A 14,160-nucleotide genomic window follows, 5' to 3' on the forward strand; every position below is an offset into this window, starting at 1 on the left:
GCAGCGGGAGAACAAGGAGCATTGTGATGACACAGACCACTGGAAAGACCACACGAGCAGGCCCGCTTCAAGCAGACCGTGAAGCGTTTCAGGTCGCGAGTGCAGACAGCATGAACGCACCCAAGCGTACCAAGCGCATCGTCAGTGCAAGCCAGCGCAAGGCAGAAATCCTGATAGCGACCCTTTTTCTGGTGAGCGCAGTCACCAGTTTCCTCGGGATGTTCCTCCTGGATCCGATTCTGAACGCCTCCGACTATCTGGCCAGGGTTTTTCCCAACAAGGGAGCCGTCGAATTGGGTTCCCTGCTGTGGTCGATCAATAACATTGGGATTGTCTTCATCGCGGTGTTTGCGTTTGGCGTGCTCAGAAAACGCGATGAAGTGCTAGCGGTCGGGTACCTGACTTCCCGCATCATCGAGGGCACTATCATGATGCTCGGCATCGTCGCTACGTTACTGCTGATCCCGTTGAGTCAGGGGTTCCTCCAGGCTGGTGCGCCCCACGGCTCGTGGTTTCTGACGCTTGGCGACGTCCTCAAGCACACGAAATATCTTGGCCTGACCCAACTCTCTCTTCCGATGCTCGGGCTGGGTGGATGTCTCTTTACCTGGATGTTGTTTCGGTACCGACTCGTTCCACGGTTTATCTCGGTGGTGGGGTTGATCGGCTACGCCTTGATGTTTCTCAGTAGCATTGTCGGCTGGTTCAATCTTGTCGACCTGACACCGAGTGCCTCAGGGTGGGACGTCCTTGTCCTTCCCGTCGCCGCGTTCGAGATCATCCTGCTTCCCTTCTGGCTGTTGTTCCGGGGCTTCAAGACACCGGATGCTCCCGAGCATCCCGTCGCGGAGTAAACGCTACCGCCGACCTGGTTTGCCAGCTCGAAACTCCTTGACCATTCATCTGTGAGCCTTCTCGCAGAATACTCACCTCGTATTGGAAATGCTGCTGGACAGGAAAATTAACCTGGCAGCAGTAGAAAGAGCAACATTGTTATGACGCAGACTAATGTAAATATTACACGAGCGGACCCGTTTCAAGCAGACCGTGAAGCGTTTCAGGGAGCGAGTGTAGACACCATGAAAGCCATTGTCTACACACACTATGGATCACCTGATGTTCTTCAGCTTAAAGAGGTAGCAAAACCGACTCCCAAGGACGATGAAGTCTTGATACAAGTGTACGCGGCGGCCGCAAATGCAGGTGACTGGCATCTCCTGAGAGGTATACCGTTCCTGGTTGTCGGGTAAGAGGCCAGGTCTTGGATTTCCAAGAGCACCAACCTCTCCCCGCCGAACCGGACGTGCGCCGTTTCGACGCATCCGGCTCTCCAAGAGTCCCTTTGCTCGCTTCTCAGGTTGGTAGATATGCCATGTCCGACAGTTTGAGACTATCGTGCTTCCCTCGGTGGATTTTTTCATGACATGTCTTACAGACAGGAATCTGTTTTCGGTTAAGCATCCGCAGGATGCGGTTGAAGCCTGTAGCTTGCCGCTTGTCGGAGAGCTTCCGAACATGGCGGACATGATGCATTTCAATCTGCGCTTTGTCCAGCGTGTCCCCACAGATACAGCATGGGTTGGCGATACTTGAGCGTGATCTCATGTACATCTCTGATCGGATAAGGTCAATATCGGCACGCTCTCTGTTTTGAAAGGCGTCCCTGTTCTTGGTCCAATCGTGGTTGAGATAAAAGGAGATCGTCTTTTTCTCTTTTCCCTCTTTGTCTCTGATGACATAGGTGAGGGCTTTCCCGAAGCGTTTAAAGACTTTGGGAGTCGAGATTTGGAACTTTCGCCCTAAGGTCATGGCCAGTGAGTATTGCAGAATATATTGGATTCTTTGCAGTTGGGCCCAGTTATCCACGAATCGATAGTAGTTCTGAATGCCGCGATTGACGCTGCTGTACAGAAGGATGATCTGATCTGGATCAAGAAAGGCCCAGCCTGATTTGGCAATGGGGTTGCCTTCTTTCGTGCAGAAGCCTCGGTCGCTTAATCGCTTGAGCAGCTTGGGCAGGGGAGCTTTCATCATGGTCTCCCATCCAGTCGAGCGACGTTTAAACTTCTTTCCCCACATATTGGTAGTCAGGGTCAGTTTGGCTTCTCCCTCTGCTCCCAATTTCAGCCGTGTTCCTAAGAAGAGGGCTTCTTCGGTTCGGGCATGGGTGATGCGTGTTTTTTCCTCACAGAGGGTAAGCTGAAGGCGGTTGCTCAGGAAGGTTTTGATTTCCTGTTTCACTTGTTCAGCCAGCGCATGGCTTCCCCAGATTCCGACGATCCAGTCGGGTAGGCCGCAGGCGAGGTGCTACATACATAGCCCTTTTCCCCCGGTCGGGTAAGGAGACGATGTTGCCATCGTCCCCTCCCCTCAGAACTGCTCGTGAGAGTTCCCCCTCAAGCAGCTCAAGCCTTTCAAATGCCCTGTTCAGGACACGGCTCCACCTCGGTATTCCCTTGGCTGTGGAGTTGTTGATGGCACGTTGGATGGAGCAGCACCCGGTTTTCGAGCTGATCCCCGCCTCCTTTTGATCGCCAGACTTGATGGTGGTTGTGCCACCCTGTCAGTTTGGTGATCCGTTGGTGACAGCGAGGACAAAGCCCCTTCTGGTTTTTCCAGAGCATGAGTAATTGCCTCTTTCCCCTGAGGGTGCTTTCCATTTTCACGCCAAGGCGCTTCTCGAAATACACCTCCCACGCGGGATCGAAGGGATTCGCCTCTCCCTGGATTTTTATGTGCCGCTTGATGGGTGTTTGGGCAGCGCGGAACAGTCGAACCGTTTCCCACATGCCGTTTCGCCCAATCACCATGCCTGAAAAGACCCAATGCCGTCCTTCATGGTCATGGAAATACTTCTCCTTGATCCATCGTCGCGGTTTGTTGTTGTGTCTTTTTCTGGCCCATTGCCATAACATCTCAAAGATGGCATTGTCCACATCTTGAAAGATTTCTTTGCTGACCACATGCTGGTAATACCTTGCCCATCCTCGAATAAGGGGGTTGAGCAACAGGATCAACTGCCCAGCTGTGGTTCCCCGGTGATCTTTCACGACCTTCCGGACCTTTTCCAGGAACGCTTTCACGTTCTTCTTGGCTGGTTTGATGATCAGCTTCCCATGATACTTACGTACATGTTGTCCGAGAAAGTCGAAGCCGTCTTCAATATGCGTCACGAGGGTTTTCTCCTCAGAGAGTCTCAACCCTCGTTCCCTCATGAATTGTTCCACAAGAGGTTTGACTTCGTGCTCTAACAGTTCCTTTGAACTCCCTGTCACCACAAAGTCATCCGCAAATCGTATCAGATTCACCTTCGCCTTTCGGCTTTGGCGATCTCCTGGATAGAGTGCCCGTAGCTTGCTTTCTAGTCCATCAAGGGCTAGATTAGCCAGCACGGGTGAAATTGGGCCCCCCTGAGGGGTACCTTCTTCTGTCCGGTGGAAGACCTGTTGATCGATGTAGCCCGCCTTCAGCCACTTGTGGAGGATGCTCTTCTCCATCGGGATGTGAGCCTCTAACCATGAATGGCTGACTCCGTCAAAGCACGCCTTGATGTCTCCTTCGAGCACCCACTGTGCTGAATACTTGTGGCTCAGCACAGTGAAGCACTGTTCGATGGCATCGGCTGTGGACCTCTCTGGTCGAAACCCATATGAGTTCCGATCTCCTGTTGTTTCGGCAATAGGACTAAGCGCCAACAAGTAGAGCACTTGCATGGCCCTATCCGACATACACGGAATGGAGAGGGGTCTCAGTTGGTTGTTGCTTTTTGGGATATACACCCGCTTCAGCGGTTGAGGATGATAGCCTCGTTGCTTGAGCGATTGTATGGCTTTTGCCTTCTTTTCTGGAGTATTCCAGATGTCTTTGTCTACTCCAGGAGTGTTCTTGCCTTGGTTTTCCGTCACTCGTCTGACGGCAAGCGCTTTGCCACTGAACGAGTGGGTTAACAAGCGTTGCAGGGCTTTCACCTTGCCCCGTTTGCCTTCCTGTGTTGCCTTGACGATACGCGCTTGGAGCCGACGCACATTGCGGTGAACGGCTGACCAATTGATCTGGTGCCATTTCATCTCGCTGTGGGAAGCTGCACCAGCAAACATGTTCGCTGTCATCTGCTTTGCCTCCTGTGTCTGTTCGTCAAGTTTTCTCGTCAAGAAAGACCAAACGGAAGTCTGCTCGCTTTCGCGCGGGATCATGTTGTCTCTCGACGTAATCCCTATCCACCCCATTGCAGGCGGCTTTCGCTTTCTCCGTTTTCCTTTGCCCGCATTCCCATAGGCCGTCCTTGCGGTTGGCTGTCCCTTTCGGGAGGACTACGGGTTTACCACGTTCCGTATGCATACCCGGATCGAGTAGGTTCTGCCTCTGCGCCGGTGGATACAGCGTCTGCGCCAGGGTAAAGGGGCACACCCTGGACCGATCCACACTGCCTTTTGGCTCAAGCCTGTCAGCATCTTTGGCTTGTTTTCGGTGACGACGTTTTAGGCAGTTCACATCTGTTAACCATACGATCCAACCCTAGTTCCCGACCGCTTTGATGCTAGCAGTCGTAGTGAACTCCTCGCGGGTTCATTACCACTTTTGCAAGCGAGGCATCCATTGTCCCAAGAGCTTCACACCGCCGGATTACTCCAACCGCATGTCTTGGTAGGGTACTGAGGGCAGAACCCCAGGTGAGATTCTGTTCATTCAAATCTCACAGCTATTCATACGGCTTCGTGTCGCACGCCCCCCGCCGAACCACGCATGCCCGTTTCCGTAGCACGTGGCTCTCCAGTGTTTTCAAGTCCGTATGCGCTGTCCATTAGCTCGTCCAGCATGGATGTCTTCATGGCATTTGCGACAAACGATCAGGGTTTTTCGCCGCCGTGCTGCCATGATATACATCCATCGTGGTCGTTCTCGCTGTCCCTTGGGTTGGAGGTCTTTCAAAGCCCGGATGTGATGGACTTCTACCTGCATCTGAGAACCACAGAGTTCACAGACATTGGCCAAAAGCCGTTTTTCCAGTTCTGATCGTTGTCCCCACGTCCAGGGTAGGGAGTCTTCAAGGATTGCTTTCATGTTTCGAGCCAGAGAAATTCCCCCCCATCGTGCTATCAGTGGCTGTTTCCCTTCTCGTTCTACAGTCACTTGTAGCGCTTTTCTGGGACCATGTGGCGTCTCGACGGTGGTTTGGTAGCGGTCATAGACTTGAGAGACCGTAATGCGCAGCTTTTGCGCGAGTGTTGCCACCAGTGATCGCTCCATCACCCATTTGAGTCGATTGAGTTGATAGCGGTTTCCCGCTAGTTGGTAGTATTCTGCCAATCCCCTGTATTCCTGTTGATACTGAGAGATGATACTGTAGACGGTATCCTCTGTTCGTTCTTTTCGGGAAACGGGTTTTCCGTGCTGCAAATACTCCTGACATTTCTCTTGGATGACGTGCATGGGCGCTCTGAGGCCAATTTGACCGTTGAGACTTCGGTGTCCACGCCAGTCATGCTTCTGGTCGTTTTTGCACATCACGATCTGATAGCCCAAGAATTGGGCAGCTTCCGTTTGCGCATGGGTAATAAGCGTTTTGGTCTCGGAGAGTTGGAGCTTGAGTGTTTCGCGCAAAAATTCTCCGATCTGCTGCTTAATTTCTTCAGCTTCTTCTCGTGGACCGCTAAAACCGATGAGCCAATCATCCGCATACCTTGCATACCGAATGCGTCTGTAGCTTGGATCGGTTGGATCAAGTGCGGGAATCTGTTGCATTTGTCGGCGGAGCCGTTCTGCTTCTTCCGTTTGGCCTGATCTTCTCCGACATGAAGCTCGAAGCTTCAGAGAGGTGTAGGGAGGATTTTCTCTTCGTACCGTTCCTCGTGTGTACTTTGGAAGGAGAGTGTGTTCGGCAAATTTGTCCAATTTGTCTAAATAGACGTTGGCTAGTAGCGGACTCAGAATACCACCCTGTGGACTGCCACTGTAGGTGGCGTGATAGCACCATTCCTCCAGGTAGCCAGCTTGCAGGAGCATTTCGATGAGCCGAAGAAGACGACCATCGTGGATTTTCTCCCCCAAGATTGCCATCATGACCGTATGGTCAAGTGCGTCAAAGCACTGAGCAATATCGCCTTCTACCAGCCACTTTGTGCCTATCCACTTGTGGTAGATCTCATTGAGAGCAGTATGGCAACCTCGTCCTGGGCGAAATCCGTAGGAAGTTGGGCTAAACTGAGGCTCGTAGTATGCGGAGAGGATTAACCGCATCACTTCTTGTAGCAGTTTGTCTGACCAGGCGGGGAGTCCGAGTGGCCGTAATTTCTTCGAGCGTCGCTTCTCGATGTAAATGCGGCGTACAGGTGTCCACTTGTAGCGCTCATATCGCAGGGCTTCAATGATGGCTTCAATTTTGGACATGGACATTCCGTCAGCGGTTTCTTCCGTGGTTCCTGCTGTGAGGGCACCATCGTTCCTGTAGATCTTTCCGTAGGCTTTAAGGTACAAAGCAGGATTGAACAACAGTCGATAGACTCGTTCCAGCGGCAATCCTTGTTTACCGCGTTCATGGATGATACTCAATATCTGATCGGCATCTCGCATCTCGCGTACCTTTCTGGTGGTGAGTATCGAAAACACCTACCATCCTTCGCCATGTACAAGGTTACGTATTCCCTTGCGCGGACTACTACGATGGTTCCGTGACCGTGCCGCTCTCGCGGGGTAGGCCATCCCAAGTTCCCTGATTGCTAGACGTATCGAGCCTGACGTAGGTGCCGTGTTCGCTCCCTTGAGTGGAGTCGTTCTCCACCGCTCATCCTCTGGAGGGTTAAGGTGCCGACGACTTTGACACCCGATGAGGATGACCCCGCAACAGACGCTGTAATCGGGGAATGTACGCTTTCATCGCTGGAAGCTGCGGTTCAGCCAGTGTAGGTTTCACCATATCAGGCGGGTCTTGCAGAACAAGGCTTCAGCGTCTTCACGCCTTTTCCGCTTTCCCAACATGCTCCTTTCCCTTTCGACTTTCATCTCCAGGTAGGTTGGGTGACCCAGAAGTCATTTCCTCCAAACTTCTCCTCTCTGGGAGAGGGATCTAGCAGCCGGTTAAATGGCGCACATCATCTGCATATCTCAGATATTTGATCCTGATGAAGCCAGGATCATCTACCTGGAGAGTGGGGAGGGTCCGCATCTGTTGGCTGATGCGTTGAAACTCTTTCGTCTTGGTCTCTCCGCGTTTGACCATGCGGCTCTTTTGCCAGGCGAGCCGTTGATAGGTGAGGTTGCGCAGCTTCCTTTTGCCTTTTTCGTGCTGTGCTTGAAGACCTTCAATGAATTCGTCGAGTTCATGAAGGTAAGCGTTCGCCAAAATTGGGCTGAGAATGCCGCCTTGGGGGGAACCAATCAGGCTCTCCTTTTTCCTTCCATGCAGGTCCATATATCCAGCGTTGAGCAGTTTCCGGATCAGATTAAGAAATCGTTCATCGTGGATTTTCTTGCGGAGCGTGTTGACTAAGACGCCATGATTTAGCTCATCAAAACAGTTTTTTATGTCCCCTTCGATGAGCCAGTTGACTGCTGACCATTTTCCTCGGAACTCGCGTAATGCTGTGTGGCAGCTGTAGTTTGGCCTAAAGCCGTGACTGGTTTCGCGAAAGTAGGGGCCGTAGGGGCTGTCGTAGATCGCTTCCAGGATGAGGCGCATGGCCTCCTGAACCACCTTGTCTCTCACACAGGGAATGCCAAGCTTCCTCATTTTTCCGTTGGCCTTCGGGATGAAGGTGGTCCGCACGGGTTTGAAGCGGAACTGCTCGGTTCGCATCTCCTGAATGATAGTCTGAATGGCCTCTATCGAGAAGCCATCTAATGTCTCCCCATCGGTTCCAGCAGTCATGTTCCCAGGCTTCGATTTGATGCGCTCGTAGGCCAGGATGTACAAGCCTGGCTTGTACAGCAGCCGATAGAGATCATCATTGATCCACTGTCTGTTCCTGTTGGCTTTGCGGAGGTATTCTAGTCGCTCTGAGATCGTCTGACCCATCCGGGTCAACCTCCTATCACTAGAATGGACTCTCTGTTGCCCTTCCTCTTGTCTCTCCCATTACGGTGAGCGTTTGGGTACTATGGCAACTCCGTAGCCGTATCCCTCACGGGACGTAGGCTATCCCCTGGTTACGCAAGAAACGCGGTGTGTACGTAGGTCCCCATTACGTCGTTTCCCACTCCCTGTGGGCTGGCTCTGGTGAGAGTTCTGCACAGACAAGGCGAATCTCTGTACAGCACCAGACGCAGGCCTCGATCCCTTTTTCGCCTGTGAGCCGACTCCAAGAACCGCCATGACTTGGGTTGAGGCAATCAGCCTTGACCATATACACCCTTCCTGACCGACCTCTGACCTGTGGGATTCAGGTTTCACCGGCCTTTTCGCACCATGCTCTTGTCCCCTCGCCCTTTCGGGTCCAGGTAAGGTGCTGGATTAGCAACATTACTCTAGTTGCCCCGCTCTCCAGCGGGAACGTCTCTTGCGCCTCTCAGGGCGCACCGCCTTGTGAGTGGCGTTCTCAAACCCAAGAATACCATCCTCGGTGCTGATATAGCGGGGCGCGTTGAAGCAGTTGGCAGAAACGTCACGCAGTTTCAGCAAGATGATGAGGTATTCGGTGACGTATCCGGGTGCGGTTTTGGCGGTTTTGCTGAGTATGTCTGTGCTCGCGAAGATGCATTGGCGTTGAAACCGGCCAATCTCTCGTTCGAGGAAGCAGCGGCCATGCCTTCGGCCGGAGTCACCGCCCTGCAGGGTCTGCGCGCAAAAGGACAGATACAGCTCGGGCAAAAGGTGCTGATCAATGGGGCGTCCGGTGGCGTGGGGATGTTTGCCGTGCAGCTTGCCAAATCGTTCGGAGCTGAAGTGACTGGCGTGTGCAGCACGCGGAATGTCGACCTAGTGCGCTCGATTGGCGCAGACCACGTCATTGATTACACGCAAGAAGATTTCACCAAAAATGAACAGCGGTATGATCTTATCTTTGCTGCCAACGGATATCATCCGATTTCAGCGTATAAGCGTGCATTGAGTCCCAAGGGGATGTATGTCATGACCGGAGGGGCCAACGCTCAAATGTTCCAGGCTATGCTCCTAGGGCCATGGATTTCAATGACCGGGAGGAAGAAAATGGGCAACGTGTTGAAGAAACCAAACCAAAGGGATTTGGCTCTTATGAAAGAGCTTCTCGAAACCGGAAAAGTCGTCCCTGTGATCGATAGACGGTACCCGTTACGTGAGACGGCTGAAGCTATTCGGTATCTTGAAAAAGGACATGCCCAAGGAAAAGTGGTTATCACTGTGGCATAACATTGAACGACTAAAACACATACCCCTCACCCCAACGCATGAAGAAGAAGGAGACAAACATGAATGCAATTGTACATTACACAGAGAGTTCGCCCAATGTCCTTGAACGAAAAGAGGAAGACCTGAACCCGCACAGAAGAACTGCTGTGCTCGTTGGAGCGCTGTTTCTCATTTCGACCGCGACCTTCATCATCAGCAATGTGCTTATGACACCGATCCTGAGCTCCCACAACCTCTTGGCCGCAGTCGCCGACCGCGCGCAGCTCATGATCGCAGCGACGCTGATTGCGCTCATCGAAGGGACCGCAACCGCCGGACTCGCGGTCGCGCTGTATCCGATTCTGAAACGGCAGCATCCAGCGCTCGCCCTTGGCTACGCGGGCGCGAGGATTGCGGAACTCGCCATCGCTGCTGTCGGTTTTGGTCTCGGCGGGCTCTTGCTGGTGACCCTGAGTGCAACGGCGACAAATGGGGCGAGTAGTGAAACGCTCGGCACCCTTCTCGTCGCGCTGCGCCACTGGACACTGATGCTGGTCTATGTCTACACCGCTCTCGGCGGCTTGATGCTGAGCTACATGCTGCTCAGGAACAGGCTCATTCCCCGATGGCTAGCGGTGCTCGGTCTCATCGGCTACCCAGCGTTACTGGGGGTTTCGGTGCTGGACATGCTGGGCATCGTCGACACGGTGGCTGGCCTGGGACTGGTTGGACTCGTTCCCGGAGGCCTGTTCGAATTCCTCCTACCGATCTGGCTTTTCGCGAAGGGATTCAACGTGATCGCCCTCGACAGAATGCGCGTCGCACGCGTGAGCGGCTAAGCCCGCAATGCAAGGCCCGCGTCAATCCGCCGTATTGGCACGGGCCATCTGGGTTATGAAAGGATCGTATCATGCCAACAGTGAAGAGCAGATCGACCTGATAGTCACGCTGGCTTTCAACGAGGAGCTTGGCGTCGACATAGCCTGTATCAACGATGTGTTCAGTTGGGAGAAGGTGCTTGCGATCAAGCTCGGCATGAATGGTTGCCGTCATAGCGTCATCGGAGACGGGAGCCGAGGTGGTTTCCACATGGGTGATGAGCAACGGGAGATGCGCTTCACAACTTTCAGTGAGATGCACGCATGTCTCCTACCCACGTCGTGCTACGCTTCTTGGACCTAAGTTTTGGCCAAATAAATGGCGACATGCGCAGGAGCGACGAGCGTTTGGAAAGGGCTGAGTAAAACAGGAGCCAGCGGAGCATCCTGATTGAGTCCGATCTGACGGACGCGCCCCCACGCATCAAGGAGGAGAAAGCCACTGATATGAAAAACATCGCGCACCAAACGCAAAGGTCCGTAGTGCTGCACCGCAGAGGTCGTTACGGCCAACCACTCTTGTGCCCAGACGAGCACATTGTGGACCAGGCTGCCCAAGAGCATAACCATCTGTTGCGCTTCAAACCGCTTTTTGCTGCGCTTGCCGAGGGCACCCCCCTGTTTGTCGCCTTTGAACGAGGTTTCGACCCCACCTCCACGCTGATCGTAGAGATGCAGGTGGGCAAGCAGCAGATCCTTGACAGGATCAAGACTGTGGACAAGCAGGCCATCGCTGAGTTCTTCAACCTCATCGGGCAGCAGGCTGCAGATCAGGACCGCGATGCCCCACTGTCCATTAGGTTTGCGCTTACGGACTGCGATGCGCCTCACAGGCCGCACATACTCCGGCGCTTGCACTTCGACCCATCCAACTTGCCGACCCGGCTCATCGGGATCGTCAACCCAACGGGTCACGGAAGCTGCCAGGCGAGTCGCACGTTGGCCGGAGTAATCCTTGCACAGGATCTGGTAGCCTTGGGTGAGCGACCAGTTCACGTCGTTCAGGCTGCCACCCCCAGCATCCACCCGCAACAGGGTGCGCGCGCGTTTCGCGCCATTGAGGTCCAGGATCTCCTCGGCAGCTTGAACCAGAGGCACAAACGCCTCGGACAGTTTGGTCCGGCCCTCAAAGAGTTGATCGACGACGACTTCCCCGTAGCGGGTCGCCAGGATACGGCCCAATTGCCGTCCACGGCGGTTGCGCGCCCCAACAAAGTAGCCTTTGGTCGCCAGAGCAGCCTTTTTGCCACACGGCAGACCCGTGAGATCAACATCCAGGATTTGAAACTGCCGATGGTAGTCATGCCGATAGCCCTGGCTGTGTTGGCGATACATCAGCTTCATCGCGTGCTCCATTTGCTTCACCGCCTCGGCGGTACAGGCAGAGAGCGTCTCCTGGACGACCGATTGCTCGGCGCAGCGCGTCCGTCCAAACGCGTGTTGCAGCGCACGATCGCTCCTCAAGCGGCTGTTGATCTCCACCAGCCCTGTGGCTCCCGCCAGGATACTGATGAAGGCATCGGACAGTTTCTCAAAGGGCGTGTCTTTCACGGTCTTCTGCGGGATCTGAACGAGCTTTCGGATCGGTGCCAGCAGATCCAGGGTGCGCAGTTTGATGCCCAGTGCGGCCAGGCTCGCACATCCGGTAAAACGTTGGGTCAGTTTCATCGTAGATTCTGTCATGATGATGATTCTCCTCTTGCTTGGTTGACTTTCTGCAAGAGCTAGAGACCATCATCTTTTTCTTTGCAAGCTCTTCTTTTGCCAAGCTTGCTGCCACTATTTTGGCCAAAATTTACGTTGGAGTAGTGAGCATCTTCGTCGTAGGGAGAACCGATGTAACGCGAGGGAGGTGGAATGTTGTCAGATGGACGCCAGCGAACCTCGTCTTCAACCCGTTGGTAATTTTGGATCCACACCTCTCGCAAGATATCGACAGCTGGAACCTGACGGAGCCACTGAGGAGCCATGGGTTCATACAAGGCATCAAGCAATGTTCTCCCTTGTTGTCCGATTACTTCAACAAAAGCGACTTGTTCAGCTTCCCCCACTGGCAAGCGCGAATCTTCACTGCGAAGCCCATACTGTTCCACCCATTCGTGCTGACTATGGGCATGTAGCCAATCAGGGGCCACCGCTGCCAGGCTGTTGAGAGCGGCACGCATGGTTTCCCAGACACACAACACACGATTGAGGGCACGAATCTTTGCGAGCACATGGGTAGAATCGGTGCGTTGCTTTCCGCGCGCTTTGAGCCAGCCTTTCTGTTGAAAGAGCGTGAGCACACTCTCAAGCAAGCGATGTTCTGCATGCTTTTCGAGAAGACGCGTGCGAAATTCGGAAAGCACTGTGGCATCAAAACCCGCGTCGGTGAGATCGAGGCCGAGGAGATATTTCCAATCGATTCTCCCTCGTACGGCATCGGCGGCTTGCCGATCAGAGAGATTCTCCACAAATTGCATAATCGTGATCAGGGCCAGTCGCCAGGGCGCTTCGGCTGGTTGTCATTCTTTAGGGAAAAGATCCTGAAACGCTTCATCGGTGTAGATACTTTCCAACACATCGCGCATCTGCATGTAAAGATTTCCTTTGGGGTAGGCTGCACGGGCGACTCGGGCGGTTTCTTGAGGGACTGGTGCCATCGGTTGCGGTTTGAGTGACATCGATTGTTTCCTCCTGGCTTTCCCTGACCGTTTTTTCCTTCCTTTACTTCCTTCTCTCTTTCAGTATGATCGCTTGCTCCAAGGTTCGCCAGCAGTATCACTTTCGGTGGATCCATTGTTGTAGAGTTATGAACGTATAGCAAGAGATCGCTCTAGAAGCCAAGAAAACCTTTCACTCTCGCCTGTTGATGATCTTAAACACCGAAATTGAGCAAGCCCCTTAAAACCCGCCCGTTCTTCGTGCTTTTTACCACGAAGAGAGAAACCGTTAGCGCTTCGTAGAAGAGCGGCGAATAAAGTAAGACTCACTAGTCCTAGCAACTCGCGTATTTACCCCAACTGTGGCATAGTGGGAGAAAACAGGGAAGCTCTCCATGCGACGATTACACTCTGACTATCTCCCTGAGGAAGTGACGACAGCCGCGCAATCATTACCCATCAATGGACATGCTCGGTAACCCTATCCTAAGAAGGGCGAGCGAAAGCCTCTGCAGGTGTTAATAGCAGGTCCCATGAATTGACTGAAGGTGGAGATAAGGTGTCAGCTTCCATACGTTGCCCTGCTGACTCACTATGAAATACCCAGCATAGCGATTCGTTGCAGTCCCTCCATCCGCAAGATTATCTTCAATTGCGTTATCGGTTACGTCAACGCGGGTTTGTGTTGTTGAGATCCTTGTCGCCTGACCAAGGTTCACACAACTTTTGTGAGTATGCCGATAATAAGGTAATAAGGTCTGATAGGAATATTGCTGCTGGTAGGAGGGATCGAGAAGCGCATACGCCTCCTGATAATTTTTCTGCTCCCAGTTCTGATAGTACTGCTCCACGACTACCTTTGCTTCATCAAGATCGTTCGATGCAGAAGAGGATTGCAGGGTCAAATCTTGCTGCTGGAGGATCGTCGGGGGTCTGGAAAAGGCCTGCGCACTTAGAATGCAGAAGGCAAGGCAGAATCCAGCGAGAGCTATGGCCAGAAGGGTTCGTAGAGGCGTTGAGAACACGGAGTGAATGCCTGGCACTGAGAAAGATATCCAGGGTTTGCTTCTCGTTGCTGTTGCGGGAGGCAGGGTTGCTTGTGTCACCATCGTTTGATCATTATACAGTTGAGCAGCAGCTACATGCAGAGCATAGGCAAAATCATGCACATCTTGATAGCGATCACTGGGCTTCTGGGCTGTTGCTTTTCTGATGACAGTATCAACCTCACTCGACAGCGTGAGGAGGTGAGATGCTGTATCCATGTCCTGAAGTGGTTCGCCCGTCAACATTTCGTGAAGGATGATACCTAGTACTAGTATCCCCTGCAAAATGGGCC

Annotated in this window: 11 protein-coding genes and 3 pseudogenes; 4 read left to right on the top strand and 10 right to left on the bottom strand. The window is 53.2% G+C overall.

Annotated elements, in window-relative coordinates; all coding sequences use genetic code 11:
* Nucleotides 1–26: 26 nt before the first annotated feature.
* Together KTE_RS24440 and KTE_RS49715 are read left to right on the top strand one after the other, a co-directional pair.
* Nucleotides 27–854 (top strand): DUF4386 domain-containing protein, encoded by an 828-nt coding sequence (locus KTE_RS24440; protein ID WP_201385600.1) that lies wholly within the window; start codon nucleotides 27–29, stop codon nucleotides 852–854.
* Between the two features lie 225 nt (nucleotides 855–1,079).
* Nucleotides 1,080–1,241, top strand: a pseudogene (locus KTE_RS49715) (NAD(P)-dependent alcohol dehydrogenase); the annotation flags it as partial.
* A 112-nt stretch (nucleotides 1,242–1,353) separates the two neighbouring features.
* On the opposite strand, the gene KTE_RS24450 reads toward KTE_RS49715, so the two are convergent.
* The 5 genes from KTE_RS24450 to KTE_RS24470 all read right to left on the bottom strand — a co-directional run bounded on the left by KTE_RS24450 (nucleotide 1,354) and on the right by KTE_RS24470 (nucleotide 8,011).
* Entirely contained in the window at nucleotides 1,354–2,241 is an 888-nt protein-coding gene (locus KTE_RS24450) for a group II intron reverse transcriptase/maturase (RefSeq protein ID WP_236600557.1), read from the bottom strand.
* Between the two features lie 173 nt (nucleotides 2,242–2,414).
* The gene (gene ltrA / locus KTE_RS24455; protein ID WP_201383771.1) at nucleotides 2,415–4,109 is read right to left on the bottom strand and encodes a group II intron reverse transcriptase/maturase; all 1,695 of its coding nucleotides are present in this window, start codon (nucleotides 4,107–4,109) and stop codon (nucleotides 2,415–2,417) included.
* A 25-nt stretch (nucleotides 4,110–4,134) separates the two neighbouring features.
* Nucleotides 4,135–4,491, bottom strand: coding sequence for a hypothetical protein (locus KTE_RS24460; RefSeq protein ID WP_201383773.1), 357 nt, complete (start codon nucleotides 4,489–4,491; stop codon nucleotides 4,135–4,137).
* Nucleotides 4,492–4,779: 288 nt separating this feature from the next.
* Nucleotides 4,780–6,570, bottom strand: coding sequence for a reverse transcriptase/maturase family protein (locus KTE_RS24465; protein WP_201387146.1), 1,791 nt, complete (start codon nucleotides 6,568–6,570; stop codon nucleotides 4,780–4,782).
* Nucleotides 6,571–7,063: 493 nt separating this feature from the next.
* Nucleotides 7,064–8,011: a reverse transcriptase/maturase family protein gene (locus KTE_RS24470; RefSeq protein WP_201385604.1), complete on the bottom strand. Its 948-nt coding sequence runs from the start codon at nucleotides 8,009–8,011 to the stop codon at nucleotides 7,064–7,066.
* A 501-nt stretch (nucleotides 8,012–8,512) separates the two neighbouring features.
* Between KTE_RS24470 and KTE_RS24475 the strand changes: the two are divergent.
* Both KTE_RS24475 and KTE_RS24480 read left to right on the top strand, forming a co-directional pair.
* Nucleotides 8,513–9,322, top strand: a pseudogene (locus tag KTE_RS24475) (NAD(P)-dependent alcohol dehydrogenase); the annotation flags it as partial.
* 59 nt (nucleotides 9,323–9,381) lie between these two features.
* Nucleotides 9,382–10,140 (top strand): DUF4386 domain-containing protein, encoded by a 759-nt coding sequence (locus KTE_RS24480; protein ID WP_201385607.1) that lies wholly within the window; start codon nucleotides 9,382–9,384, stop codon nucleotides 10,138–10,140.
* Here KTE_RS24480 and KTE_RS24485 read toward each other — a convergent pair.
* The 5 genes and pseudogenes from KTE_RS24485 to KTE_RS24505 form a co-directional block, all read right to left on the bottom strand.
* Nucleotides 10,091–10,441: a hypothetical protein gene (locus KTE_RS24485; protein ID WP_201385608.1), complete on the bottom strand. Its 351-nt coding sequence runs from the start codon at nucleotides 10,439–10,441 to the stop codon at nucleotides 10,091–10,093. The genes KTE_RS24480 and KTE_RS24485 overlap by 50 nt on opposite strands.
* Before the next feature lie 38 nt (nucleotides 10,442–10,479).
* The gene (locus KTE_RS24490; RefSeq protein ID WP_201385609.1) at nucleotides 10,480–11,862 is read right to left on the bottom strand and encodes a transposase; all 1,383 of its coding nucleotides are present in this window, start codon (nucleotides 11,860–11,862) and stop codon (nucleotides 10,480–10,482) included.
* Between the two features lie 41 nt (nucleotides 11,863–11,903).
* A pseudogene (locus tag KTE_RS24495) lies at nucleotides 11,904–12,671 on the bottom strand (transposase); the annotation flags it as partial.
* 12 nt (nucleotides 12,672–12,683) lie between these two features.
* Nucleotides 12,684–12,842: a hypothetical protein gene (locus tag KTE_RS24500; protein ID WP_201385611.1), complete on the bottom strand. Its 159-nt coding sequence runs from the start codon at nucleotides 12,840–12,842 to the stop codon at nucleotides 12,684–12,686.
* 497 nt (nucleotides 12,843–13,339) lie between these two features.
* Entirely contained in the window at nucleotides 13,340–14,152 is an 813-nt protein-coding gene (locus KTE_RS24505) for a hypothetical protein (RefSeq protein WP_201385613.1), read from the bottom strand.
* Between the last annotated feature and the right edge of the window lie 8 nt (nucleotides 14,153–14,160).

Source organism: Ktedonobacter sp. SOSP1-85 (assembly GCF_016587415.1).
Lineage (GTDB): Bacteria > Chloroflexota > Ktedonobacteria > Ktedonobacterales > Ktedonobacteraceae > Ktedonobacter.